This window comes from Motilimonas pumila (assembly GCF_003596335.1).
Classification (GTDB): Bacteria; Pseudomonadota; Gammaproteobacteria; order Enterobacterales; family CBDFNC01; genus Motilimonas; species Motilimonas pumila.
Genome location: NZ_QZCH01000014.1, coordinates 76,721 through 100,307 on the forward strand (window position 1 = coordinate 76,721; position 23,587 = coordinate 100,307).

General features: G+C 44.9%; 28 protein-coding genes. 21 read left to right on the top strand and 7 right to left on the bottom strand.

Features of this window, described 5'->3' with window-relative positions:
* Position 1: 1 nt before the first annotated feature.
* From D1Z90_RS11770 to D1Z90_RS11800, 7 genes are read right to left on the bottom strand one after another with little or no spacing between them, the layout of a single operon-like run.
* Positions 2–325 carry an EscF/YscF/HrpA family type III secretion system needle major subunit gene (locus D1Z90_RS11770; protein ID WP_119910960.1) on the bottom strand — a complete coding sequence of 108 codons (324 nt, stop codon included), beginning with the start codon at positions 323–325 and terminating at the stop codon, positions 2–4.
* Complete coding sequence (locus D1Z90_RS11775) at positions 325–696, bottom strand: YscG family type III secretion protein (RefSeq protein WP_158587114.1); 372 nt, start codon at positions 694–696, stop codon at positions 325–327. The genes D1Z90_RS11770 and D1Z90_RS11775 overlap by 1 nt, the downstream gene beginning before the upstream one ends.
* A 2-nt stretch (positions 697–698) precedes the next feature.
* Entirely contained in the window at positions 699–965 is a 267-nt protein-coding gene (gene sctF / locus D1Z90_RS11780) for a type III secretion system needle filament subunit SctF (protein WP_119910962.1), read from the bottom strand.
* Positions 966–1,021: 56 nt separating this feature from the next.
* Positions 1,022–1,240 carry an EscE/YscE/SsaE family type III secretion system needle protein co-chaperone gene (locus D1Z90_RS11785; RefSeq protein ID WP_119910963.1) on the bottom strand — a complete coding sequence of 73 codons (219 nt, stop codon included), beginning with the start codon at positions 1,238–1,240 and terminating at the stop codon, positions 1,022–1,024.
* Between the two features lie 8 nt (positions 1,241–1,248).
* Positions 1,249–2,547: a type III secretion system inner membrane ring subunit SctD gene (gene sctD, locus D1Z90_RS11790; protein WP_119910964.1), complete on the bottom strand. Its 1,299-nt coding sequence runs from the start codon at positions 2,545–2,547 to the stop codon at positions 1,249–1,251.
* Positions 2,544–4,409 carry a type III secretion system outer membrane ring subunit SctC gene (gene sctC, locus D1Z90_RS11795; RefSeq protein ID WP_158587115.1) on the bottom strand — a complete coding sequence of 622 codons (1,866 nt, stop codon included), beginning with the start codon at positions 4,407–4,409 and terminating at the stop codon, positions 2,544–2,546. Before sctC ends, sctD begins: the two co-directional genes overlap by 4 nt.
* Complete coding sequence (locus D1Z90_RS11800; RefSeq protein WP_119910966.1) at positions 4,390–4,803, bottom strand: CesT family type III secretion system chaperone; 414 nt, start codon at positions 4,801–4,803, stop codon at positions 4,390–4,392. Before D1Z90_RS11800 ends, sctC begins: the two co-directional genes overlap by 20 nt.
* A gap of 416 nt (positions 4,804–5,219) precedes the next feature.
* On the opposite strand from D1Z90_RS11800, the gene D1Z90_RS11805 reads away from it, so the two are divergent.
* The 21 genes from D1Z90_RS11805 (at position 5,220) to sctV (ending at position 23,582) form a co-directional block, all read left to right on the top strand.
* Positions 5,220–5,489, top strand: coding sequence for a hypothetical protein (locus D1Z90_RS11805; RefSeq protein ID WP_119910967.1), 270 nt, complete (start codon positions 5,220–5,222; stop codon positions 5,487–5,489).
* A 16-nt stretch (positions 5,490–5,505) separates the two neighbouring features.
* Positions 5,506–6,444 carry a hypothetical protein gene (locus D1Z90_RS11810; protein ID WP_119910968.1) on the top strand — a complete coding sequence of 313 codons (939 nt, stop codon included), beginning with the start codon at positions 5,506–5,508 and terminating at the stop codon, positions 6,442–6,444.
* A gap of 12 nt (positions 6,445–6,456) precedes the next feature.
* Positions 6,457–6,963 carry a SycD/LcrH family type III secretion system chaperone gene (locus D1Z90_RS11815; RefSeq protein WP_119910969.1) on the top strand — a complete coding sequence of 169 codons (507 nt, stop codon included), beginning with the start codon at positions 6,457–6,459 and terminating at the stop codon, positions 6,961–6,963.
* A complete protein-coding gene (gene sctE, locus D1Z90_RS11820; RefSeq protein WP_119910970.1) occupies positions 6,950–8,083 on the top strand; it encodes a type III secretion system translocon subunit SseC family protein in 1,134 nt (377 codons plus the stop codon). The genes D1Z90_RS11815 and sctE overlap by 14 nt, the downstream gene beginning before the upstream one ends.
* Before the next feature lie 10 nt (positions 8,084–8,093).
* On the top strand, positions 8,094–8,852 hold the full coding sequence (locus D1Z90_RS11825; protein WP_119910971.1) for a hypothetical protein: 759 nt from the start codon (positions 8,094–8,096) through the stop codon (positions 8,850–8,852).
* A gap of 106 nt (positions 8,853–8,958) precedes the next feature.
* Positions 8,959–9,837 carry a helix-turn-helix transcriptional regulator gene (locus D1Z90_RS11830; RefSeq protein ID WP_119910972.1) on the top strand — a complete coding sequence of 293 codons (879 nt, stop codon included), beginning with the start codon at positions 8,959–8,961 and terminating at the stop codon, positions 9,835–9,837.
* Entirely contained in the window at positions 9,834–10,523 is a 690-nt protein-coding gene (locus D1Z90_RS11835) for a transporter substrate-binding domain-containing protein (RefSeq protein ID WP_119910973.1), read from the top strand. The genes D1Z90_RS11830 and D1Z90_RS11835 overlap by 4 nt, the downstream gene beginning before the upstream one ends.
* 31 nt (positions 10,524–10,554) lie before the next feature.
* The gene (locus D1Z90_RS11840) at positions 10,555–11,076 is read left to right on the top strand and encodes a hypothetical protein (RefSeq protein WP_119910974.1); all 522 of its coding nucleotides are present in this window, start codon (positions 10,555–10,557) and stop codon (positions 11,074–11,076) included.
* A 37-nt stretch (positions 11,077–11,113) separates the two neighbouring features.
* Positions 11,114–11,932 (top strand): hypothetical protein, encoded by an 819-nt coding sequence (locus tag D1Z90_RS11845; protein WP_119910975.1) that lies wholly within the window; start codon positions 11,114–11,116, stop codon positions 11,930–11,932.
* A gap of 82 nt (positions 11,933–12,014) precedes the next feature.
* Positions 12,015–12,479, top strand: coding sequence for a type III secretion system chaperone (locus tag D1Z90_RS11850; protein ID WP_119910976.1), 465 nt, complete (start codon positions 12,015–12,017; stop codon positions 12,477–12,479).
* 12 nt (positions 12,480–12,491) lie between these two features.
* Positions 12,492–13,394: a regulator of G-protein signaling domain-containing protein gene (locus D1Z90_RS11855; protein ID WP_119910977.1), complete on the top strand. Its 903-nt coding sequence runs from the start codon at positions 12,492–12,494 to the stop codon at positions 13,392–13,394.
* Positions 13,395–13,649: 255 nt separating this feature from the next.
* Entirely contained in the window at positions 13,650–15,839 is a 2,190-nt protein-coding gene (locus D1Z90_RS11860) for an ATP-binding protein (RefSeq protein ID WP_158587116.1), read from the top strand.
* A complete protein-coding gene (locus tag D1Z90_RS11865; RefSeq protein WP_119910979.1) occupies positions 15,840–17,174 on the top strand; it encodes a sensor histidine kinase in 1,335 nt (444 codons plus the stop codon).
* On the top strand, positions 17,167–17,862 hold the full coding sequence (locus D1Z90_RS11870) for a response regulator (protein ID WP_119910980.1): 696 nt from the start codon (positions 17,167–17,169) through the stop codon (positions 17,860–17,862). Before D1Z90_RS11865 ends, D1Z90_RS11870 begins: the two co-directional genes overlap by 8 nt.
* Entirely contained in the window at positions 17,855–18,574 is a 720-nt protein-coding gene (locus D1Z90_RS11875) for a response regulator transcription factor (RefSeq protein ID WP_119910981.1), read from the top strand. Before D1Z90_RS11870 ends, D1Z90_RS11875 begins: the two co-directional genes overlap by 8 nt.
* A gap of 172 nt (positions 18,575–18,746) precedes the next feature.
* Positions 18,747–19,058, top strand: a complete 312-nt coding sequence (locus D1Z90_RS11880) for a carboxymuconolactone decarboxylase family protein (protein WP_119910982.1) — start codon at positions 18,747–18,749, stop codon at positions 19,056–19,058.
* 141 nt (positions 19,059–19,199) lie between these two features.
* The gene (gene sctW / locus D1Z90_RS11885) at positions 19,200–20,327 is read left to right on the top strand and encodes a type III secretion system gatekeeper subunit SctW (RefSeq protein ID WP_158587117.1); all 1,128 of its coding nucleotides are present in this window, start codon (positions 19,200–19,202) and stop codon (positions 20,325–20,327) included.
* Entirely contained in the window at positions 20,317–20,700 is a 384-nt protein-coding gene (locus D1Z90_RS11890) for a type III secretion system chaperone family protein (RefSeq protein WP_119910984.1), read from the top strand. Before sctW ends, D1Z90_RS11890 begins: the two co-directional genes overlap by 11 nt.
* Complete coding sequence (gene sctX / locus D1Z90_RS11895) at positions 20,700–21,086, top strand: type III secretion apparatus assembly protein SctX (protein ID WP_119910985.1); 387 nt, start codon at positions 20,700–20,702, stop codon at positions 21,084–21,086. The genes D1Z90_RS11890 and sctX overlap by 1 nt, the downstream gene beginning before the upstream one ends.
* Positions 21,083–21,487, top strand: coding sequence for a hypothetical protein (locus D1Z90_RS11900; protein ID WP_119910986.1), 405 nt, complete (start codon positions 21,083–21,085; stop codon positions 21,485–21,487). The genes sctX and D1Z90_RS11900 overlap by 4 nt, the downstream gene beginning before the upstream one ends.
* Complete coding sequence (sctV, locus tag D1Z90_RS11905; protein WP_119910987.1) at positions 21,468–23,582, top strand: type III secretion system export apparatus subunit SctV; 2,115 nt, start codon at positions 21,468–21,470, stop codon at positions 23,580–23,582. Before D1Z90_RS11900 ends, sctV begins: the two co-directional genes overlap by 20 nt.
* The last annotated feature ends 5 nt before the right edge of the window (positions 23,583–23,587 follow it).

Here is a 23,587-nt window from a genome sequence, read left to right on the forward strand (position 1 = left end):
CTTATTGTGCCTTCACTACCGTTTCAACGTTTTTGGTACACTGAGAAATGCCTTTGCTGAGCAGTTCTTGCTCTAAAGTCACTTCTGTCAATTTCACTTGCAGTTCAAATAATTTAGAAGGGTCTGTGGTGGCAGAATCAATCGAGGCAATGGTCTCGTTAATGCCTTCGACATTTTCACTTACGCCGACTTTTAAGTCAGACATTGCAGCGGCGAACTGATCGCTGAGCGTGTCTACTTCTCCAGCGGACATAGGAGTTGAGTAGTCGGTGGCATCAGAGATTGAATCAAGTGAGACGGACACTACTTGGTTGACGGCTTCCATTATATCGTCACTCCCATCTGTTGAAGTATTTGGCTAGCAAGTTCTTTAGCCGTTGGCTCTTGTGCTTCATCAATGACTTTGCGACATACGCGCTCGGCGTCGCTGTTTTTACCCCATTGCCAGAACACCATCGCCAATAAACCGTGCGCGACTCCAGCAGGTTGCTGGTCACACCATGGCATTAAAGTGTTTGCAGCAAGGTCAAATTTGCCTTGGTTAAACTCATTAAGCGCTTGTGTTGTAACCGCAATTTCATGGCCGTCATGGGTCAATTTAAGTGCGTCAATGATCACTTGAGCGGGTTTGGTTTGAGCGTTGTTAGAGCCGAGAATTGCGATCTCGGCTAACAGCTTTAAGACTGCTTTATCCATGATTACATTTTTTGCACAATCGAAGACATAGAATCTTTCATGGCTTTTTGAACCGTAGCAATTAGGTTCATTACTACTGACCATTCGTTCATTGCGGCTTGAAAGTTAGCCAGCTTAGCAGGGTTGTTCGGATCTGCTTTCAATTCACTTAGCGCGGTATTCATCGTAGTGTTTGATGTATTGGCGACTTCTGATAGGTGGCCCGATGCCGTATTTAGGTTAAACGTAGTATCGGTAATTGCCGTGTGTTGTATCGCGTTAAAAGCCATGACAGATCTCCTTTTGATTGGCTATTGTTAGCATACTTACTGACCACTAACTTGCTTTAGTCTGAAGTTGATAAAGTGTTAGTTTTAGTCTTTTTTATAATCTTGATGGCGGCATCAAAGGCTTTCACCAAGGCTTGGGTGGTTTTGTATTGCTCCGGCGGTAAACCTCGCATTAAATCCGCTTTGCTCGCTTGCTGATGCTGGCTGAGCTGTGCAATCAGCTCATCGGCATAATTCGCGTCTTCAGCCAGTTTTTGTTCGAGTTCTGCTGACATGATTACTCCTACAAGGTGCTGTCAAAATTGACTATGTATGTTTTTTGATCGTTTTGGAGGTAAACGCCGCCGCTACGGATGCTAGCAATGCGAGCTCCGTTGGGCAGGCGAGCGCCTTCAAAGTATTTCTGGCCATTGTCCAAAATTAAGTAAGGCACGGCGCCAATGCGCACCGCGCGAAAACGTAAGTTAATATCAGCGCTGTCGTCTTCTTTTAATTTAGGCGTCGTCAGTAATAAGTGCGGGTTAGAGCCAAAGCGCTTCATAAAGTCCTGCTTAAGACTCTTAAACTCTCTCAACTCTGAGCCACTCAAATTACCCACAAGTTCTATACGGTCGCCTTTGTCTTCAACGATAACTTTGTTGGCGAAGGTTGAAGCCGCGAGTAAGGTTTTTAACTGCTCAAGGGCAGGCTGCTCTTCAATAATGTCTAGTTGCCATGAGGTCAGGCCGGGAATGTCACGTTGCAAAATTTGCTCAACGCGTCCCCAGGCTGCCAGGCTGTTTGAATCGGTGACAAATACTAAGCTGCCTGCGGCTTCACCCGACTTGATATCAATGGCATCCAGTTCGAGGTTTTTAAGAATAAAGCGCGCCGCCGATTTGATTTCGTCCATGGTACGAATATCACTGGTATAGCGAATGTTGAGCGTTTCAACGCGATTTAACAGAGCTTTACGATCTGCAGTCGTTTCTACGTAACCCGACAAGCTGAGTTTATTGTTGATGTCATCCCATGCCAAAGACAAATGCGGGTGACTGTCTGTGCCGATAATTTGCTTAGTTTGTTGTACATCAACTTTAGGGGCGACGATTTTTGGTGCGGATTCTTTGATCTGAAAGTAAATCACCACGGCAAAGACCAAGGTTACCAAGGCTCCTAGTGACATAATAGTGGATGCGTGTTTGTAGCCCTTATGCTCTGATGCAGCAGGCTTTGCAGCGGTTGGCTGGGTATCGTTAACACTTTCAAGCTGGTCGAAATCTGGAATTTTGGCCGGCCAATCAATTCCTTCTTCTGCCAGCATGATAATTAGCTCACCTAAGCGCAGCGGTTGCAGCATTGGCAAAGCAAGGCTTTCATCCCAGCTTTGGCCGTCAACCTGGATCCGCACCGTATCGTCGAGAGGCTCAATCTTGACGCCTTCCTCCGTGGTGGTGATGCGCACATGTTCTTCATGAACCTTTGCATCATCAATAACTAAGTCTGCTTTGTGTTCATTGCGACCTAATATTTGGGTTTCGCTAAGATGGACCTCTGCGTCTTTGTATGAGGTGTTGAGGATCCTGAGTTTCCAGTGGCTCATAAACGACACTCCGGTTCATTGGCACCTAGCGGGCACTGTGACAATGCCACCCGATAACCGGGTACTCCGTCTAGATCGCGACACGTTTTCACCATGGTGGTGTAGCCTTTGTCCATGTAATTGTTTCTTCTATTACGGGCTTTCGATGAGGTTTCACATGGTTGTAAATTATCAATCGCAAAAATACGGCTATTACTGTTGCTCATATTAGCCATGTCTGTAATTTGATCAGAGAAAGAAAATGGCTGGTTAAGATCATCTTCAACCGTAGGCTTAATTTCATCGACTTTAAGAATTTTCGGACTGATCATAAACAGGCGCACCATTTGTTGCGTGGTGTCTTTATGGTGGGTAAATAACTCTCCTGCGTAAGGGATATCACCCAAGCCAGGTACGGAAGTATTGCCGTAAGTATTGGCTTCTCGGAAGTAACCACCGATCAATAAGCTGGCGCCTTCTGGTACGCTGGCTCGAGTGCTAATTTGCGTATTTTTAACCGTAGGCAGTGAGTCCACCGCGCCATCTTGTACCTGATTACCATCTTCAATGGTTAAGTCGAGGTAAATGCGCTTAATCGGTTGGCCGTCTTCCACGATACGTGGTGTCACTTGTAGCATGGTGCCGTAAGTAATCGCTTCTAATTCCGCTACACGCTCACCTTCTACTTTAACGTAGAAGGTTTCATTGTTATCTAAGATGGCTTGAATGCCATTTTCAGTGACCACCGCTGGGCGAGAGGTCACTCGGGCGCGCCCTTCTCCTTCCAACGCACTGACAGTGGCAAGAAAGTCAGCATTGGTTTGCACTATTTCATCGGCGATGGCATCACTTGCGCCAGGCAAAATAAGATCCACTAAGCCATCGCCCACTTTTAGTTGTTTAACTTGCCAGTCGACACCAATCTCTTGCAATGAATTGGTTGCTAAATCAATGATAACCAGGCTTATCTCTAACTGCTCTCGTGGTTGGTCTAATTGTTTGATTAAATTTTCGTACAAGCGTATCCGAGAGCGGTAATCTTGGACAATAACGGCATTTAAGCTAGGGTCGGCTTGTATTTGCACTAAAGAGTGAGCTTCGCCTTGAGCAGCACTGTTTTCTGCTGCCGCCGGCTCAGATTCAGTCTTGTTGATCTCCATGCCTTTTTGTTTGCCAACCGGGTTTTTCTTTAAAGAGACCGTGGTGCTTTTTCCTCGGTTATCCGACGCGCCAGCCATATTGGCCAGCATGGTTGCGACGCCAGGGATCACTATGTCATCACCGCGGGCGGTAAACTTTCTGTCAACCGCAGACGCGTGTTTGAGTTTGAAAATGCGCATTTCTAGCGGGTCAGAAAGGCTAGGATCTGAGTCTTGTTGTAACAGGTTGACGGTTTGATTAACCAGTTCAAGGTATCGAGGTGGACCTGACACCATCAAAATGCCGCTGTATTCAATTGCGCGCCAATCAAAACGGTTATCCCAAATTTTGAGTTGGACCATAGTGTCTTTTATCTGGCTGACAGAGACACCATTTAACCTGAAGATTTGGCTTTGAATTTCAGTGCTTTTATAAACGTATAAAGTAGAACCGTCGAAATACCAAATGAGATCATAAGCGCTAGCAAGGTAATCAAGGGCTTGTCGAGCACTGCGCTGTTGCAAGTGGCCATTAAAAGTATCATTGATAGATGAGCTAACATTGACGCTTAAGCCCGAGCTGGTGGCTAATGCGGTAAGCACCTCTCGCAAGGTCTCGCCTTCAGCATAATATTCAAAGGGCTGCTCAGCCAACTGAGGTTGTTTTCCTTGAGCCTGGCCACCGAATAATAAGGCTGCCATGAGGAGTGATAAGCAAAAAGTGCTAAGGCCTGATAAAGACATCTTGATATACCTGTTGGACGGCTTGTAATTCGAGTTGTTCGAGTTGTTCGACATATTGGCAGTGACTATTTAACAGCTCTTTTAATGCTTCAAAGTCTTGTTGTAAGCTGGCGCGAGTTTGCACTACTACGGTGTTTCCTTGTTGAGCTAAACACGTATTGCCTTGCCCCCAAGGTAATGACCACGCCATTGCTTGCTTTAATTGCTGTTCTTTTTGATAGTCATTGTCCGCAAGCTGGGACACAGGTGATAACAAGATCAATTCACCCCTAGCGGTTATTACGTCAACGGCTAGTGTGTCATCAAATAACAAGCTGTAACCTTGCTTGCGTGGTGAAAGTGATTGGATGTTGAGCGCTTGCTTCAATCCATCGATAAATTGCTCTAGTGTCATTAGCCCTCCTTGTCATGATTAACTGTGACACAAAGCAATGACAGAGAATTTCACTCAACGGCGGCAATTTTTATAAATTGGATTGATTTATCACTTTTGATCCCGCTTGCAACGTCACTGGCATTGATTTGGATCATTGTTTTTATCTAAATAGATAAAAAATCGATCATTTTTACCATTCAATTTGATGACATTTAACCCCGCTTTTATCAAATTACTGTCCGCTATCTCCCTTTTTCTATTGTGGTTAAATCGCGAAATTGAATTTAAGTGATTGTTTTTGATTGTCTATATGTGTTTTTTACGATCTAAATTCAATTGATTACATTTATTACCTTTTAATTACATTTGTGCGAATTAGTTGAAATGTTGCTGCCTAAACTGAGCATATTGAAAGCAGTAGCAAGGAATGTGAAATGCAAGACGAAATGCAACAGATTGCAACTCGGCAAAAGCAGATTAAGCAAGATATCCAGCAGCAGCTCAATCGTACCAATGCCCTAGAGCAGGACCTTGCCAATAAGCTGGGTATTTCTGTAGGTCAATTAAAGCGCCAGTTAGCCGATAAGAGCTACAGCGGTAAAACAACGCAAGACCAAGCACAAGCACAAGCACAAAAATGGCTGGCAACACAGCAGCCAAAAAAGGCCACAAGAAGGCCACCGCGTAATCGAGTGATGATTTAACAAGGGCAGGAAGACAATGTCAGTTTACGATAGTACAAATGGCACATGGGCATGGAACTTCGGTGTTTATTCAGAAACTTCTGTGACTGCAAACGTCATCGTTGATGGTGCAAACACCACGGTGACTAAAACCGCTGCGCAGCTAAAAGCCATCGATTTAGAAATGGACCCTCACGCAGTATTAGTGGCCCTTAACGCTTCAGGTGAAACCTTACGTTACCAATTTGGCGTAGAGAGTGATTTCTCAGGTGTGAATCCTTCATTGGCGACACTTAAAAGCTCTAACCAAGTCACCATCGGCTCGAACGGCGAAGTGGTATTTAACGACCCAAGTGATATGGAACAGTACCTAAAATACATCGAGCTTTCTGCGGGTGGGTCGCTAATCTTCAATGGCACCGAGCTTAGCAGTGACACAGTAGGTTATGAGCTACAAACTCTGGTTATCTCAGATATCCAAGAAGATATCAGCGCCTTAAACCAACTAGTGACCGACTTATCGTCTCTGGACACTTGGCTGCAAGACGAAGAGAAAATTGAGAAAAACGGCAAGATCACCATAGATTGTTATGACACCGATGGCAGTTACTACAAAGCCATGACTGAGCAGTTTCCAAGCTTGAGTGCTGCTGACCGTAAAAGCTTTTTGCACGATACCAACAACAGTTATGTTGAATGGATGGGGCTGTCAGTATCAACCAGTAATGATCCTGGTACAGACTATCGCTTTGGTACCCATAAATTAGAAATTCATGGCCGTAACATGGAAATCTACGCTAATGATTTCAGTAACGCCCAAGAAGAAATTCGTAACCTAGTAAAAGAAAAATCGACTCAGGCTGAGCAATTAAGCACTGACTTTCAAACGCGTAATTCCCGCTACAACAGCTTAGTTGAAGCCATGTCTAGTTACGCCAGCACTTACTTTGATGCCCTAAAAGGCTTAAACAGTTAAAGGATTAAACCCATGAGTGAACAACTAAACCCAGCATTAATCGACAACGAGCAAATGAAAGCGTTTATTGATAAAGGCGGGGTAATTCATGAGCTGTTGGATGTAACGGACGACGAGTTAGACAGTATTTACATGGTGGCTTATAACCTTTACCAAAGCTGCCGTTACGATGATGCAGAGAAATTGTTCCAATTATTGGTGACCTACAACCACTACAACATTTCTTACTACTTGGGCCTAGGCGGCTGTCGCCAAGCCAAAGAGAAATACCAAGAAGCCGCAGATACTTACAGTATTGCCGTACTTTTTGATGCTGACGATCCGAGACTGCCATTTCATGCCGGTGAGTGTCACCTGGCATTAAATGACCTAAAGAGTGCCGAAAGCGGTTTTTATGCAGCCGCTATGCGTGCCGGAGAGATTCCTGAATACCAGGAATTAAAAGCGAAAGCAGAAGGGCTACTAAAACTAGTCCAAACCAAACAAGCTGACCAGGAGGCCAGTAATGAGCATAAGTAATAACCTTGGCATGACGGGAAACATCATCGGCAACGTTATCTCAGACGTAAAAGGGATAATTCAAGAAGCCACAACCGGTGTTAACCCAGACGATGCCAAGATATCGGAAACGGTATCAAACTATACCAGTGGAGCGCCTGCTTTGGATACACCAAAGCAAAGCACTTACGCAGCGTTGTATTTGATTGCTGCGAAAATGAAAGACATTGTTGAATCTTCAAATGAGTTAACTAAAACTGAGCTTGAGACCAAACAAGCTGAGCAGAAAAAACTCATGCAAGAACGTATTGATCAAGCCAATGAGCAAGAAGAAAAACGTTTAGAGCAACTTGAAGAAGCAGCAAAACAGAAGAAAAAAGCAAAAAAAGCGGGCGTATTTGGCAAAGTATTTGGCTTTGTTACCGCTGTAGCCAGTCTAGTTGGCGGTGTTGCATCTCTTGCAGCGGGCGTTATCTCTGGTCAACCCTCTCTTATTGCTGGTGGCGCATTTTTATGTGCGGCTGGCTGTCTAGACCTTGCAGCACAAGTATGTAGCTTATGCGGGGAAGACAAAGCGGCGGAAATATTAGGTTATACCGCGCTTGCATGTACAGTTATTGGTATTGGTTGTTTAACTTTCGGTGCAGCAGCGGGGGCCGTCGCGGCCAAAACTGCCGCCAAGGAAACAGCTGAAGAAGTCACCAAAGAAGCCGTTGAGCAAGTTGCGAAAGAAGTAGCTGAAGAGATTGTTGAAGAAACCATTGAACAAGCTGCAAAAAACCTTTGTGAAACCCTAATTAAAAACCAAACCGATGATTTGATTAAGAGCATCTTAAGCAACATCAAAGTGGTTGGTGCGGTTGTTACGGCGGGTGGTTCTATTGCCTCTGGTGCGACTCAAATTCAGCAGGCTGAATACGAAGAGAAAGCGGCTGAACTGCAGTATGAAATTGAGCAGCTACAGGCACAAGTAATGGAAAACAAAGCGTTAATCGCTAGGTTAGAAGCCATTATGGAGCGCTTGTTAGAGTTCATGAATGAACAGGTGGGCTCTTTGACTCGTGCCTGTGCCATTGTTTCTGAAGTATCGCAAGACTTATCGAATACTTCGAACACCATTGTTGCACGCGGTGCTATCTAAGGAGTTAGGCATGCCAAACGGAATTACGAATAATGGACCTCAACCAGTTAACTTGAATCCACCGGTAACGGTGTCGGATATCAAGGTAACGGCCTCGAGCACTGGCGTTAATATCAATGACATTGATGATAACTACATTGCCGACGTCCTTAACGGCAGCAAAAGCTTAGAAACTGCGAGCTTTGATTTAGCAAACGCATTAGATAAATCTATCGACATCGCTAAATTGATGTTTATTTTGCAATCACTGTTTCGTGAGTCGCAATCGGTGGAAGCTAACTGTGTTATCAGTTCGATGGAAGCTAACGTGCAGTCGTTACTAACCCAAGCAGACATCATTATTGACAACGCAGAAGAAGCCAAAAAACAAGCCGACTCAGCGGCGAAGCTAAAGATGGTTGCAGGTGCGCTAACCATCGCAGCGGGTGTGTTTAGTCTGGCAACGCTTGGTGGCATGAAGTACGCAGGAACCAGTACTGAAGCAGCTACATCGGCAGCGCAGGGCGTATCGTCAGGCTTCTCAGGTTCAGGGCAGGTCACTAGTGCCAGCTCAGAGTTTGAGTCAAACAAAGCAGAAGAGACTCGTCAGCAGTCTACTGCTCAGCAAAAAGAAGCAGACGCAGTAGCGCAAGAAGCACAAGTTGATAAACAACGTGCGGAAATGTGGGAAAGTCACTTCAACCAGTTGGTGCAAGAGCTAATGCAAATAGCGAAATCATTGCTGGAAGAAGTGACCAATAGCATGCGAGCTGTTGGGCGCAATATCTAAGCCTCAATGAGGGGGGATTTCCCCCTCATATTTAAGAAATATAACGGATGCGTGAGCTGAGAAATTAGCTCAGGGGCATGTTTTGCCTAAATACTAGGAGCCTTGTATGGAAGTGGCCACTCAAATGAACAACATAGAACGACAGTCTCGCACGGAAGAGATTTCACAACAGACTGATTTGTTTGACTATTCTTTGTGGACGTTAGCCGCAGGAGAAAGTTTGAACTGTACCTTTACAGCCAGCTTTAATTTATTCCTAGTGATTAACGGCGAGGTGAACCTGACATCTCCGTACGGTGATGATGTGATTGCCGCCGGTACTTTAGTCACCTTAGACGGTGCCAATTTCACCGCCACTAACCTGACCCCTGCAACCGACAGTGTTGTACTGGCTTTGTCTTGCAATGACAAAATGCTACAACGCTTCAAAAACCGTTACGCTGACGCGTTAATTAATGCGCAGCAAAAAAGGCTAACAGAGACGTTACCTTTACCCCTTCGCTTTGAAGGCTGCGATTTAACTCGCATGGCGATGACTGGTTTTGCACAGCTATTACAAAACCAAACTGCTGAAAGCCTTATGGGCCTAAAACTGGAAGAATTATTACTGTTACAACTGACAGAGCAAGGTGGCAGTGAATTGGCCGATCAGTTGTTATCAGCGTGTGACCCTGCTACGGCACGTTTTCGCGAGTTTGTGGAAGCTAACTTTCTGAACGATTGGTCACTTGAGCTGTTTGCGAAAGAATACGCGGTCAGCCTTACCGCATTTAAGAGCTTGTTTAACCAGGTTTATAACCAATCCCCACGAGCTTGGATTAATGAGCGTCGATTACGTTACGCCGATGAATTGTTGCGCACCAACAGCATGCGTATCATAGATATCGCAGTCACTGCCGGTTTTTCAAGCCAGTCGTACTTTACTCAAGCGTACAAAGCACGTTTTGGTATTACGCCAACTAAAGTAAGGCAGGCAATGTCATGAGAGTATTAATTTCTGCTTTATGCATCAGCTTACTGGCTGCTTGTGCGGCGCCAAGACCGACCGAAAACAGCCTACTTTCGAGCATTAAGTTTGGGGTATTAAAAGATACCCGCTTAAATCAGTGGCACCGTGGCATGTCTGACCCAGCAGGCACGACATTAGACATACAGTATCTGGATGTGATTAACCTGCATCGTCAGTTAACCAATGGCAACATCGACGTCGCGGTAGGCATTCCCGTTACAGACAGCATTCTAGAACAGGGCTATTGGAGCAGTGAACCCCTTAGCGTGCGAACTTTTACCTTTTATGTTCGCTCTGATGACCCTCGTAAGTTACACAAATACAGCTTTTTTAATAGTTTTTCAAAAAAGTTGAAACGCATCGGTTACGTCTCCACGGGGGAGTCGGGCATTGTCAATGAAGCCATCAATACCCAAAGCAAAATGCAAGAAAAGCTCGTGGCCTGCGGTGCCATGGCGGAATGTTATCAAGCCCTGAGAAACAGAGAGATTGATAGCCTATTTGCTGATGAAGCCATGCTCAAAGCGTACATGGCGCAAAATGATTTAAATACCGGTGTGGTGGCTTCTTCGTTTAGCCATCAACAAGCGTTCACTTTATTGGTGAACCAACGCACCGTAAGTCGTGATGAATTTAATAAGTTAAACAAGATGTTGCGTTAAGTTTCAAGGATTGAAACTGCAGGATAAAGAGATGGATGAAAAATTACTGAAGCGTCGCAGAGTCACAGAGTTGCAATTCCCATCAAGCGCTTACGCTGACCAGAGCCATATAAAATCTCAGGTTTCAAGCATGGTAGGTAGGTTGCAGAGTAATGAATCGAAAGACTTGGCTCAAACGTTTGCTGCGTTAAACCAAGGGCCAGAGAAGGTTGAGTTTTTACGTCGTAATACCGGTTTGTTAGGGGAACTGTTACAACGCAACGAATTGCAGCAAGCGGCGAAGTTTATCACCGCGGTGTGTGACAGTAAGTTAACCAGTGAACAAGGCCGGTTTGGTTACCAAGGTAATAACCAAGATTTCTGTACTTTAGCGCAGCAGCTGAACCAATTGTTTGCGCAATTAACGCAAGTGAAAGGCTTCGGTCGCCATCAGCATTTATCGATTGAGTTATCTGGCGCGCTGAGTGCGCTAGCAGAAGAATTAGAAGACCAAACAGCCAAGAAAGCGGTGCTCGATATTTTGGCTGTGATGGTATTAAGGATTATCAAGTAACGAAATGATTCGTACTTGAAAACAAGGGAGAAAGACTATGCCTGTAGGTGGTTTAGTGACCGGTCATAGCATGGGCTACCAAACTCAAGAGTCGCAATTACAGACGCAAAAGCAGTCGGTAAGTAGCTCTGAAGTCATGGGACAGCGCTCAGTTTCTGAAGCCAATGACGATACTGCAACGTCATCGCTGCGAGAGACTTTTAAACGTGCTTGTAGCACGATTAAGAGCAAACTGGAGAGCATGTGTCAGTCCATCAGCGAAGGTTTCTCAAACAAAGTGAGTAAACCTATCCAGCTTATGATGTCGGGTAAAGATATTACCAGTGAGCGTATCAGTAATGACTTTAAGCAAGAGCTTAAACAAGACTGTTTACAAAAGTTTAGAGCCGATATGGATACCGCCATTAGCAATCTAAACAGTGACACGAATAGTAGCCAAGTGTTGCAACAGTTTGCCAAAGATAATCAACAAACAGGAGTTATCGAGACGTTAACCGCCTATGGCCAACTGTTTCCCGAGGGAATGGATTTTAAGCAAGGTAGTCAAGGCAACTTGGTAACCCAACGTGAAAACCGCCAGCAAGGAATGACAACAGACACCACGCAATTACAACAGTTCTATCAAGAGCACGTTGCAGGTGACTCTGGCAGCTACCAACGCAGTGCGCAATTATTACTGCAACAGATTGAAACGTTAGATATGGTGATTAGTTCGACCCAATCTGACGAACAACGTGATGCAGCCCTGTATGACAAGCAACAAATCGTGAATGAGTTGAGTGATGTGTATGAAGCCGTTGCCACTGAGCAGTATTACCAGCTGGCCACGTTAGTCGACAAGTTCGTGCAACAGTAATCAATTCGACTACTGAACAATAATTTAGCCTGAGCAACAGGTTTACGTAGCAACTTGCTACAACTAAGCAAGCGGAGCATTTATGAGTGAAAGATTTAAGCTAATAGCCGAAGAATGTGGACGAGTTATCGGTTTTGAAAAGCCTAACGTACCAGACGATTATTACGCCTTACAAATTGGTGAGATCTTAGTGGTATTAGAACCAACGGAAGTAGACACCGAGGGCGAAGGAATCTTAGCCATGGCTGAAGTGGGTGAATTAGCCTCTGACGTGCCAGAGAAAGTGCTGCGCATGTTACTTGGCGCGAATATTGGCTTTGAGTTTACACGTGGTGCTTCGTTAGGGCTTTCGCCGGACGATAATAAACTGTTGCTCTCAAAAATATATTCTCCAGCCGTAGACAGCGGCGAAAAGCTAGCAAACCAGCTAAATCTTTTTGTAGATGTGGCTGAATATTGGCAAAGCGTGGTAGTCGACTTGCAGCAGCAACCGCAACAAAGTGAGTCAGAAGTGCTACAGCCAAACATCAATATGCTACAAGTTTAAGGAAGACAAATCATGCCAATTGGTTCAAATCCAAGCCCGGTACAGGGTAATTCACCGTTATCGCCAACTTCAACTGTTTCGGTATCGGTTAATACTGACGAAACAAATTCGGTTTCTAACTCGCAAGTGATGGGTGGCCGTGACGTTAGCGAAGCGAATAATACCGAAGCTACCAAAACGTTTCGTGAAAAATTCAGTGAGTGCTGTAATAAAGTGAAAGACTTTTTTGCTCCTCTAGGGCAAAAGCAAACTTGGATTGATTTAGGTCAATCGATTAAATCTGGCGCGCATAGCATCGGTCACGCTATCTCTGATGGTACACAGCGAGGCTGGGATAACGCGATTGACGGCCTAAAAGGCATCACGCCGGGTTTTGAGAGTCAAAAGCAACGCAATGAACGTATTGAAGGTGAAGTTCAGCAAGTTCTCAGTACCATGGACACTATGATGGAAACGTTCGGTATTGATGACTTATCTGACTTAGAAGGCTCCATTGAAATGTTCTACAATCACACGAAAAAAGAGTTTTCTCCTGAAAATGTCTTATGTTTCCAAGCGGCTGGACAAGATATTTACCCAAATGGGCGTGACTCTGACAGCCCAGAAGATCGCCTTGCAGCGATGACAGACGATCCTCAAAAGCTGGTCGACTTCTATAACGACTTTGTTGCTTCTGGGGCTGAGTTCCAGTTGAATATATCATTTTCTGCTAATCAAAAGTTCACAGCTGCATTAGAAGCTTTTGTTGCAACTCCTACCACGCCTGATACTGTGAATGGTCAAACTCAACAAGAGTTAGAACAGCTGACTTCACAGCGTAAACAAGATGTGAGTGATACTTTAGAGGTATGTTTAAAAGAAATTCACTACTTACTAGGTGATACACGCACACGTTTTAATCAATTAGATCACTAAACCAATTGTTACAGGTCTCTTAAGTTGAGGCCTGTAACATCTTACTTACAAAAAAATCACTAATTAATCATTTTTTTTACTTAGCGATCTCGCCGCTTGCTTAATTGCATAAACTTTAGTCTTATACGGTTTATATGTAGTAGGCCTTAAGGATGAAGGTCGAGGGCTTTATGCCAGTAAAGCCTGGGTTCAAAGGATGGATTTATTCAGATGAATGCTTGGTGCAAGCGACTCTCATGTGCATTATTGATAGTTGTGAGCCTATTTCCGTTTAGCATTAGCGCTAAACACATCAATAACATTGAGCACCCGAATAGTGACTCAAGTATTGGTCTATTGTCACTGGCTTCATTTTCTTATCTGCCTCGGGTTGGCAAGCCTACCCAGCAAACGTTAAGCATTCCAGAGTTGGAACACCTCAGCGTCAAAATAAATATCGCTTTCCAGCTCAATGAGACAGAAGAAGGCATTTTATTGGCTACTGAAATGTTGGCGTTAGCTAATAAAACCGGAGACCTTTTAGCTGTAGCCCAAGGCCAGAGTTTACTTGCTCATGGACTTAACTTAATTGGTCAATACCACTCGTCATTGCAAGTCTTTAACCAAGCGGCAGAAAAGTATCGCCAGCTTGCTTTGCCTGAGCACTTACTGGTCACACAAGTGCAATTGGCTTCGGTATACCAAGCCCTTGATAAAAGTCATTTGGCACAACAAGCCATGCAACAAGCATATGGATTACTGGCTGAACTGACCGATGAAGCCAGCTTACATCGCGTGATTGCATTTTTGACATCAATGTACCAACAGCGGGGCGATCTGGATACCGCACTTGAATACGCGGTCGAGTTATTGGCCTATTATCGACAACATAATGAAGATTTGATCGCCGGCTCCTTAGCGCAAATTGGTATTTTGTATTTTCAATCTATGCAGCCAGAAAAAGCCCTTTTTTATCTACTGGAAGCCACCTCGAGTCAATACGAATTGGCAGATAACCTGAAAGTGAGTGTTTACTTATTTCTGGCTAAAAGCTATTTGGAATTAAACCAACTCAGCTCAGCGAAGCACTATGCACGCTTGAGTGAACACCTTTTACAACAACAGGACTTTCCTGAGTTATTAGCCTTAAGCCAGTTGGTTTATGGCAATATAGCGAATCGCGAAGGCGACTTTGTGTTGGCGTTAAGTTATTTCGAACAAGCGCAAGCCATGCTGGAGCGCATTGCAGCCAAAGGCCACTTAGCGCAAGTGAAGCTGGGTATTGCAACCACTTATTACGGACAAAAAAATTTCTCTAAAGCCATTAGCATGGCGCAAGATATTTTACAGCTGGATTTAACCCACAGTAATCATGAAAGGGTCAAGCTCAACGCTTATCAATTGTTGAGTGACGTTTATGCGCAGCAAAAGGATTTTGAACAAAGCTTGGTCAACTACCGCATTTTCCACTATTTGGCGAATGCTCAGCATTATGCTCACGCCCCTGCCACGCGCACTATTGCACAGGTTCAAGCCGATGTGATTAGCAACGAATTTAAGTTAGCTTTGCTAACCAAAAAGCATGAGCTGAGGCAAACCATTCATGCCAATTTTCAGTGGCAGCGTAACTTGGTGCTTATCTCCTTATTGATTTTAGCGATTGCGGGAATTGTCGCCTTCTTTTCCCATACTAAACGCAAGCAATTAGCGGACCTTGAAAACCGGCTACTGGCAGACACCTTAGCGCGTAAAAAAGCCCTAATGGCAGAAGTGTTTCATGACCTACGCACTCCTTTGTCGGTGCTCAAGCTTAAGCTGGAATGTTTAGAAGACGACGTAGAAGAAAACAAAGAGCAAGCATATGAATTGCTGCACAATCGGGTGGCTTATATTAATGAGTTATTGGCGGATTTATATCAGCTTGCCCAGGTCAATACCGACGTTGCTTCCATTAATAAGCGAACTTTCCTATTATTGCCGATGTTTAATGATTTAAATCAGCAATTCAAGGCGTTAGCTATAGCAAAAGGGCTGAGCTTTGAGCCGAATCTGCACCTGGCTGCCGGGGCAAGCATGTATGGCGATGCGCTGAGGTTAGAGCAGGTATTAAGCAATTTATTGCAAAATAGTATTCATTATACTGATGCGCCCGGTTTGGTAGCGTTTAACGTTACTGTGCGCAGTAGTCGCTGTAATATCGTCATTCGAGATTCTTCTCCTGGCGTATCGGCGGATGATCTCGGTCAGTTATTTGACCGTGCCTATCGCGGCGATTCGGGTAAATCACGGCAACAAACTGGCTCAGGCCTAGGCTTAGCCATTTGTAAAAAGTACGTCGAAATGCACCAAGGAACTATGCAAGCGCAACATTGTGAGTTAGGAGGACTACAGATTAATATTGAATTACCATTAAAGCCGTTAACGGGCGCACGCATTGCTGCAGAGTTGATGGGCGAGGCCAGCTAGTTGAATACTTACTCTAAAGTTAAAACTGCTGTGTTACAGTTTTTGACAACCGGTGTACCCACCCAAGGCGACGCATTTTTGATGCGCCAATTGGTATTGGTGAAATCTTTTTGCGCCGTGTGTTTGGTGATGTTAGCGCTGTTTATTGGCGTTAATTTTATGGCTGGCAACATGCTGATGGTGCTAATGGAAATTGCTACGTTTGTGGTTATTTCTTCTGCATTGTGGATCATGAGTCTCAAGCGTAACCTCAATATTCCAATCAATATTATCGTGTTTGTGCTGTTTTCTTTTTTGGTGGCCTTGCCTCTGATTCAGCAAAACACGAGCTACGCCTTGATCTGGACGTTTTTCTTCCCGGTATTTGTGGTATTACTCAAAGGGCCCAAGCATGGCTTTATTTTGGTCTGCCTGTATTACGCTTGCCTGCTACCCATTGTCTACTCTGGGGTAGATGTTTGGCTTGATGGTCAGTGGGATCAGCAAAGCTTTATCCGTTATTGCGCCGCTTCTGTTGTCATGGTGTATTGTTCTTTTTTCAATGAAATATCCCTCAAGAAGTCGTACCTCGCGCTATTGAAAGCCCAAGAAAATGAAAAACGAATAGCCCGAGAACATGCCAATACCATGATCCAGATTTTGGATAAACGTAATGAAATGTTGACCGATATCTCTCACGAGCTTCGTACTCCTTTAAGCGTTATTAAATTGCACTTAGAAATGATAGAAGATGGCGTTGCCAGCAATGACAGCTACCAACTGTTGCACGGTAAGCTAGCCGAGATAGATAGATTGATCAGTGGTTTACACGAGATAACGTTGGCAGATATGGGTGATTTATACATCAAAAAGCACCCGGTTTATATTTACAGCACAATAAAACAAAGTTTAGATGCCTACGCCGCGTTGATTCAAAATCATAATTTGCAGCTCAATAGCGTGATACATTTTTCGCCACAACTGCAGATAGATGTTGATGAAGAACGCATTATGCAGGTATTGGCGAATATTTTTCAAAATGCTATCCGTTATACTGACCCCGGCGGTCAAGTGGTGTTCAGTGCTATCGAAACCAACGATGCGGTCATCATCAGCGTAGCCGACTCTGCGCCCGGAGTGCCGGATCAAGCTCTGAGTCAGCTTTGCGACAGGTTATACCGGGTCGATGCCTCTCGCAGCAAAGAAACCGGAGGTGTGGGCATAGGTTTATCTATTTGCCGCAGTATAGTGAGCGCCCATAAAGGATATATGTCAGTGCAGCATTCGGCATTGGGCGGAATTGAAGTCACAGTAAGCTTGCCTAAATCGTGCGAGCTGGGAGAACAAGATGACTAAGCACGTATTATTAGTAGAAGATGAGCAAGACATCGCGTCTGTGGTGAAAAAATACTTGGAAATGTCACAGTTTCAAGTCACCCATTTAAACCATGGCGCTGAAGCGGTGGCATGGGTGAAGCAAAATCAACCCGATTTAATTTTATTAGATCTTATGTTACCCGGTGTCGATGGCCTGACCATTTGCAAAGAGGTTCGCACCTTCAGCCAGGTGCCTATCATTATGGTCACCGCGAAGGTGGAAGAAGTCGATCGCTTGATTGGCCTAGAAATTGGTGCTGACGACTACGTATGTAAGCCTTTTAGCGTGAAAGAGCTGGTGGCGAGGGTGAAAGTTATTTTTCGTCGTTTACAGCAGCCTGAAGTCAGCCACAGCGAATTAACCCTAGATGAGGGCCGTCTCTCAGTATTGGCTAATGGCCAGCAAGTAGAGTTAACAGCCTTAGAGTTTAATATGTTTAAGCTGTTATATGACCGTCCAGGTTGCGTATTTTCGCGCCATCAAATTATGGATGCCATGTACGCAGATTTTCGTATTAACTCTGATCGCACCGTAGACAGCCATATCAGAAACCTTAGGAAGAAGATCAACTCGCTGTCCTTACTTGAAAACCCAATTCGATCGATTTATGGCGTCGGCTATAAATATGAACTCGGTGTAGAGAAGTCTGAGGCCGTCAGTGCTTAAGGACCAGCCCAGAGTCTTATTGATTGAGCCTGACATTGCTCAAGCCGATTCGTTTGGGCGCTTTTTTACGCCTCGAGGCTGGCGTGTGGAGCACATAGTTAACACTGAATCCGTGCTTAACCAAGTCGACGAAGAGTCTTATCACTTGGTGTTTTTATCCTTGAGCTTGCAAGACGATCAAGGTTTAAACCTGTGCCAGCAAATACGTTATATGTGCAGCGCGGGAATCGTTATTTTACATGAATTAGATGACCCCGCTGAAAGGGTATTAGCTTATGAGCAAGGGGCGGATGCGTATTTTGTTAAACCTATCGCTTACCGGGAAATGCTGTCTTATTGCAAAAACCTTATTCAACGGGTGGAGACCGCGTTTGAAGCTGAGTCAGCCAAAGGTTTAACTGAAGAGTGGAGCTTCTCGTTTGAACATAAAATATTAACGACCCTTAGCGGTGATGTATTAAGCCTGTCGCATAATGAAAGCTTGGTATTGCAAATGCTAATGAATAACGTCAATGAGCCGCTTTCTCGTGAGCGTTTATTGACGGCTTTAGGCCGGCGTAACAGCCGCCCCGGCGATCGTTCTTTGGATATGCTGGTGAGTAAACTGCGCACTAAACTGAAGCAGGCCAGTGGCGAAGACAATATGATAATGTCGCAATATGGCCACGGTTATATCTTCAAGAAAAAGACCAAAACCCCCGCTTTTTATTAATCTGACCTATTTCGTTTTATCCGTTGTTTTGATGTCGATCAGTCCCTTTCTAGCAAGAGCTGATAAGTTAGATGGTGCTTAGCTTTTGTAACGACCGAATGATTTGCCGTGTAAAGTTCTTTACGGGTCAATGCTGAAGACGATTTGTAACGTTAACAATAATGGATATAACATGCTTGGAAAGCACCAAAAGGCATACGATGCCTTTTATCAATCAACCCATGAAAATGCATTTTTAGACAGAAAAACAGAAGTCTTGGTAGGGCTGGCCGCTGCGATGGCGGTGAACTGTGCGCCTTGTACGCGTTACTACCTGCTCGAAGCTAAAAATGCCGGTATCAGCAAAGGCGAAATTGGCGACGTCACCGCAAAAGTCATGGCCGTTTCGGCCGGGCAGAACAAGTTACAAATGCAAGAGGTGCTCAGTAAGTATCGCATCGACCTGAATGATGATGAGTGTTCCCCTCTGACTGAAGCAAATTAAAGCCTTTTCAGTCTGCCTTACCCTCTGACCATTTCTATGGTCACTTTTGACGCCTAATTTCTGCAAAATCACACCTAATTTTAGAAAACTGCCTTGGCGCAGGTTGATATGCTTAATAACCTAACAGGAGTATGTCAATTTATGATCCAAGGTATTGATAACAATAAGGTACAACAGTTTAACGACCCTAAATCTGTTAGTACCAGCAGCACTCAGCAAGGCCAATATCAAGGCGTTAGCGTATCGTTGGCTCCGAGTACGACTTCTTTGGTGCAAGATGCGCTGGAAGAATTGACCAGCAGCCTTTCTGAAAAAGCAGAAAAAGACCTCTCTAAGCGCAAAATCAAAGACGCCATGGGTGATACCCAAATGCAGGTAGATAAGATCCAAGAGCTGATGAAGGCGGCGTTTAAAATTGAACAACGTGCGCAAATTGACGAGATGGTGAATGACCTGCTGAGCGGCAAGCAAGGCGGCGGTAATGCGCTTCGTGATAGGCTCCGTGAATTCAGCGACGACTCCAGTGAACAATACCTTGCATTGATTGAAATACGCCGTCAGTTAATGCAAACCGAAGGCAACGAAGCCTTGTTACAGATGGTCAATCAGCAGATTGCCCAGTTAGAATCTACCGATGGCTCACGTATTGCGGCGGGTCTGAACAGTTTTATTTCTGCCAGTGAATTTGCCGAGCAGGGATTAGGCGATGCCAGCGATTTACGTAATTTCTATCAAGACTCAGTACTCGATTACCAAGGTCTGTCTGGGGCTTGGAATAAGCTGGTTGAGCAGTACGGCGAAAGCCGACTCGAATTGGCGGCAGGCTTTATGCTAAAAGCGCTGGCTGCTGATTATGAATCTGCAGGTTCGAGCATTGAGAAAAACCAACTTGTTAGCATTATGGCTGACATGAACACCATTAAAATGCTTGCCGCGGTACACGACTCCTGCATAGAAACCGCCAAAATTTTGAAAGATCCTCAACAACCTGAATCGAGCCCGACGGGTCGAGACGTCATGAAGTATTTATTGCATTTATATGATTTGGGGTGGGCGCAAGAAGATGATGTTAATGAGTTTCTCGATAACCTTAATGTCACTGACTTACAGCAAAAAATCGAAGTGCTCACCAGCATTAAGGGAGCCATTGGCTTGATCCCAAAAGAAGACAATAACAACCCCGAGCGCATGTCCCAAGCCCAGCAGTGTCTTACTGCAATCAGCAATGTGTTGGATACGTTAATTGAGGTAGAAGAGTATGGTGAATGATTGGCGCGTAGATTTGTTGAGCGAGTTCGTGGAAGGTTTTGGCCTCAATGGTCGTGAAGCGCTAGCCAGTGGTGAGCTGATGCTGAACTTTGCTGACGGTGACCAATTCCATATCAACTTAGTGGCAGAAGATGACGTGGATTTACTACTAAGCCATGAAGTGATGATGGCGGATCAAGGCGGTGTGATGCAACGTGCCTTAGCCCACAACCATTTCAGTAAAGTGCAATCTTACAAAGCGAATGCGCATTTCTACCAAGAGCAGTTAGTGCTCAAGCTAAGATTGTATCGTCATGATTTGTCGTTGGTGGCGCTAGAGCAAGCGCTGACCATGTTAAGGCAAACCAGTCAACAAATTAGGTTGCAAGCTTAATGAATAAAAACATTGATTTGCGCGTTGGCCTGACGGATATCAGTTATGTATCCGGACAAGATGAGGTTCAACCTAAACTGCCAGAAAAAGCTGCGATGCCCATTTTGGGTGAGGCTATTACTTCACACCTGGATGCGCTATGGCAGGTCAGCGTCGGCGAGTCTTTAGTGCAAAAAGAATGTGGTCTATCTGAAAAAGAGTTGGCCGAAGTTAACCAGCTGAATTTTTACAGTATTGCCAGCGACAGCTTGCAATGGTTATCGCACGTTTCGCAGCAACAAGATGTAGACCCTGAAGTGGTGAGTAAAGCACAGCAGGTATTGGAAGAGTTAGCTCGTTTAGAGGTTGAACTCAGCATTAACCGTAAACTATTGGTGCAGTCTTGAAGAAATTAGAACTCAATCGAGATGATCTAACTCGCCCTCATAAGGCTTACCGCAAGTGGTTGCTGATGCAAGCACAAATGCAGCAAGACTATGCGGATTCGGAAAAGGCCATTTCATTACTTAAGTTGGTTGAAGCCGTTTACGGCGCGGATTTAACCACAGGCTTAATGCTCTGCCGAGCATGGTCGGATTCAGGCATGCTTGAACCATTGGAAGAAAAGGTCAACATTCTACTGGCCCAGCATGAACTCAGCGGCGAACAACGCGCTGCCATTTATTATTGCTTGAGCGTGGCACGCTGGAATGCCGGCGATCGCATTGGGGCCCGAAAAGCCCACCGTTTATACGCCTCGTTAATGACGTCTAATTTGCAGGAAGCACATGAAAAATCTACTGATTAAGCTTAGTCAACGCTCTGACTTAGCGCTGGCGTTCTTACTCGTCGCCATCATTTTTATGATGATCTTACCACTGCCAACAGGCCTGGTAGATGGTTTGATTGCATTGAATTTATCGATAGCCGTTATCCTCTTAATGCTGTCGGTTTATATTTTGTCTCCACTCGAGTTCACCGCTTTCCCTGCGGTACTCTTGATTACTACCTTGTTCCGATTGGCGTTGTCTATCACGACCACGCGTTTGATTTTAATGGACGGCGATGCCGGCTCCATCATAACCACTTTTGGTAACTTTGTTGTGGGCGGTAACTTGGTGGTGGGTACGGTTATCTTCCTAATCATCACCATAGTGCAATTTATGGTTATCACTAAAGGTGCCGAACGTGTTGCTGAAGTAAGTGCTCGCTTCTCTTTAGATGCCATGCCAGGTAAGCAAATGAGTATAGACGGCGATATGCGCGCCGGGGTATTAGACATTGATGATGCTCGCAGCAAGCGTAACGCCTTAAATCGCGAAAGTCAGTTATTCGGCTCGATGGATGGGGCGATGAAATTCGTAAAAGGGGACGCGATTGCAGGGTTGATCATCATCTTTGTAAACATCCTTGGTGGGATTACCATAGGCATGATGCAGCGAGGTATGTCAGCAGGTGAAGCACTCGAAGTATATTCAATATTGACCATAGGTGACGGCCTTATTTCGCAAATCCCAGCACTGTTTATCTCGATTACTGCAGGTATTATTGTTACTCGCGTATCTTCCGGGGATGAAGACGAAGACCAGGCTAACTTAGGTAAAGATATTGGTGCTCAGCTTACTGCGCAGCCAAAAGCTTTGGTCATTGGTGCCGGCTTATTGGTGGGGTTTGCGTTAATTCCTGGCTTTCCAACGCTTATCTTCCTAGGGTTTGCAGCCTTGATTGGTGGTGGTGGTTACTGGCTGTCTCGGGCGGCGGGCAATCAACAAGAAGAGCCAGAAAGCTTACCTGAAGTCCTCTCTAATGGCAGCGGAGCTGCGGCGACCAGTACGCCAGAAAGTAAAAAGGCGGCGGCCAAAAACCGCGCCAGCGGGGCAGAAGAGTTTTCAATTACCGTGCCTCTGTTGGTAGACGTGTCAGCTAACTTAGAAGCGTCTTTGAACTCGGCCAACTTAAACGCCGAGCTAAGCCAAGTTCGTCGAGCATTGTACTTAGATATGGGAGTGCCTTTTCCTGGAGTACACTTGCGCTTTAACGCCAGCTTACCTGCTAACGAATACGCCATTTTGATGCAAGAAATTCCGGTTGCCCGAGGCAAGCTCAAAGAAGGGCATCTGATGGTAACCGAAACACAGCAGCAGTTGGATATGCTCGGCATTGCTTACCAAACTGAAGAGAAGTTTTTACCCGGCTTTGCAAGCTTCTGGGTAAGTGCTGAGCGCCGGGAAGACTTGACGGCAGGCTCATTGTCCTATTTTGACTTAGACAAGGTCATTACCTTTCATTTGTCTCATGTATTGCGTAAATACGCAGAAGATTTTATTGGTATACAAGAGTCCCGTTTCTTATTGGAAAAAATAGAACCCCATTACGGCGAGCTGGTAAAAGAAGTGCAACGAGTGGTGCCAATACAAAAAATCAGTGAGGTCATGCAACGTTTGGTGTCTGAAGATATCTCAATCCGTAACTTGCGGGTGATTTTAGAGTCTTTGGTAGAGTGGGGCCAAAAAGAAAAGGACGTAGTGCAGCTGACCGAATATATTCGCAGCAGCCAAAAGCGTTACATTTGTTACAAGTACGCTGCGGGTCAAAATGTCTTACCGGCCTATCTGCTTGATCAGGGCATTGAAGAGCAAATTCGCAGCTCTATTAGGCAAACGTCTGCTGGTTGTTACTTAGCGCTTGATCCTGGCGTCACGCAAAAATTTGTGGCCAATACGGTGAAGAGCATTGGCGATTTGAAAAAGCATCAGCGCAAACCTGTATTGCTGGTGGCGATGGACATTCGTCGTTACGTGCGCAAGTTAATCGAGAATGAGCTTTACGAATTACCGGTATTGTCTTTTCAAGAGTTGACCAAAGAGATCAATGTTCAGCCTATTGGCCGGATTAACGTATAAGGAAA

Coding starts and splice junctions, on each gene's coding strand:
- D1Z90_RS11770 (WP_119910960.1), bottom strand. CDS start 325: ATGGAAGCCGTCAACCAAGTAGTGTCCGTCTCACTTGATTCAATCTCT.
- D1Z90_RS11775 (WP_158587114.1), bottom strand. CDS start 696: ATGGATAAAGCAGTCTTAAAGCTGTTAGCCGAGATCGCAATTCTCGGC.
- sctF (WP_119910962.1), bottom strand. CDS start 965: ATGGCTTTTAACGCGATACAACACACGGCAATTACCGATACTACGTTT.
- D1Z90_RS11785 (WP_119910963.1), bottom strand. CDS start 1,240: ATGTCAGCAGAACTCGAACAAAAACTGGCTGAAGACGCGAATTATGCC.
- sctD (WP_119910964.1), bottom strand. CDS start 2,547: ATGAGCCACTGGAAACTCAGGATCCTCAACACCTCATACAAAGACGCA.
- sctC (WP_158587115.1), bottom strand. CDS start 4,409: ATGTCTTTATCAGGCCTTAGCACTTTTTGCTTATCACTCCTCATGGCA.
- D1Z90_RS11800 (WP_119910966.1), bottom strand. CDS start 4,803: ATGACACTAGAGCAATTTATCGATGGATTGAAGCAAGCGCTCAACATC.
- D1Z90_RS11805 (WP_119910967.1), top strand. CDS start 5,220: ATGCAAGACGAAATGCAACAGATTGCAACTCGGCAAAAGCAGATTAAG.
- D1Z90_RS11810 (WP_119910968.1), top strand. CDS start 5,506: ATGTCAGTTTACGATAGTACAAATGGCACATGGGCATGGAACTTCGGT.
- D1Z90_RS11815 (WP_119910969.1), top strand. CDS start 6,457: ATGAGTGAACAACTAAACCCAGCATTAATCGACAACGAGCAAATGAAA.
- sctE (WP_119910970.1), top strand. CDS start 6,950: ATGAGCATAAGTAATAACCTTGGCATGACGGGAAACATCATCGGCAAC.
- D1Z90_RS11825 (WP_119910971.1), top strand. CDS start 8,094: ATGCCAAACGGAATTACGAATAATGGACCTCAACCAGTTAACTTGAAT.
- D1Z90_RS11830 (WP_119910972.1), top strand. CDS start 8,959: ATGGAAGTGGCCACTCAAATGAACAACATAGAACGACAGTCTCGCACG.
- D1Z90_RS11835 (WP_119910973.1), top strand. CDS start 9,834: ATGAGAGTATTAATTTCTGCTTTATGCATCAGCTTACTGGCTGCTTGT.
- D1Z90_RS11840 (WP_119910974.1), top strand. CDS start 10,555: ATGGATGAAAAATTACTGAAGCGTCGCAGAGTCACAGAGTTGCAATTC.
- D1Z90_RS11845 (WP_119910975.1), top strand. CDS start 11,114: ATGCCTGTAGGTGGTTTAGTGACCGGTCATAGCATGGGCTACCAAACT.
- D1Z90_RS11850 (WP_119910976.1), top strand. CDS start 12,015: ATGAGTGAAAGATTTAAGCTAATAGCCGAAGAATGTGGACGAGTTATC.
- D1Z90_RS11855 (WP_119910977.1), top strand. CDS start 12,492: ATGCCAATTGGTTCAAATCCAAGCCCGGTACAGGGTAATTCACCGTTA.
- D1Z90_RS11870 (WP_119910980.1), top strand. CDS start 17,167: ATGACTAAGCACGTATTATTAGTAGAAGATGAGCAAGACATCGCGTCT.
- D1Z90_RS11880 (WP_119910982.1), top strand. CDS start 18,747: ATGCTTGGAAAGCACCAAAAGGCATACGATGCCTTTTATCAATCAACC.
- sctW (WP_158587117.1), top strand. CDS start 19,200: ATGATCCAAGGTATTGATAACAATAAGGTACAACAGTTTAACGACCCT.
- D1Z90_RS11890 (WP_119910984.1), top strand. CDS start 20,317: ATGGTGAATGATTGGCGCGTAGATTTGTTGAGCGAGTTCGTGGAAGGT.
- sctX (WP_119910985.1), top strand. CDS start 20,700: ATGAATAAAAACATTGATTTGCGCGTTGGCCTGACGGATATCAGTTAT.
- sctV (WP_119910987.1), top strand. CDS start 21,468: ATGAAAAATCTACTGATTAAGCTTAGTCAACGCTCTGACTTAGCGCTG.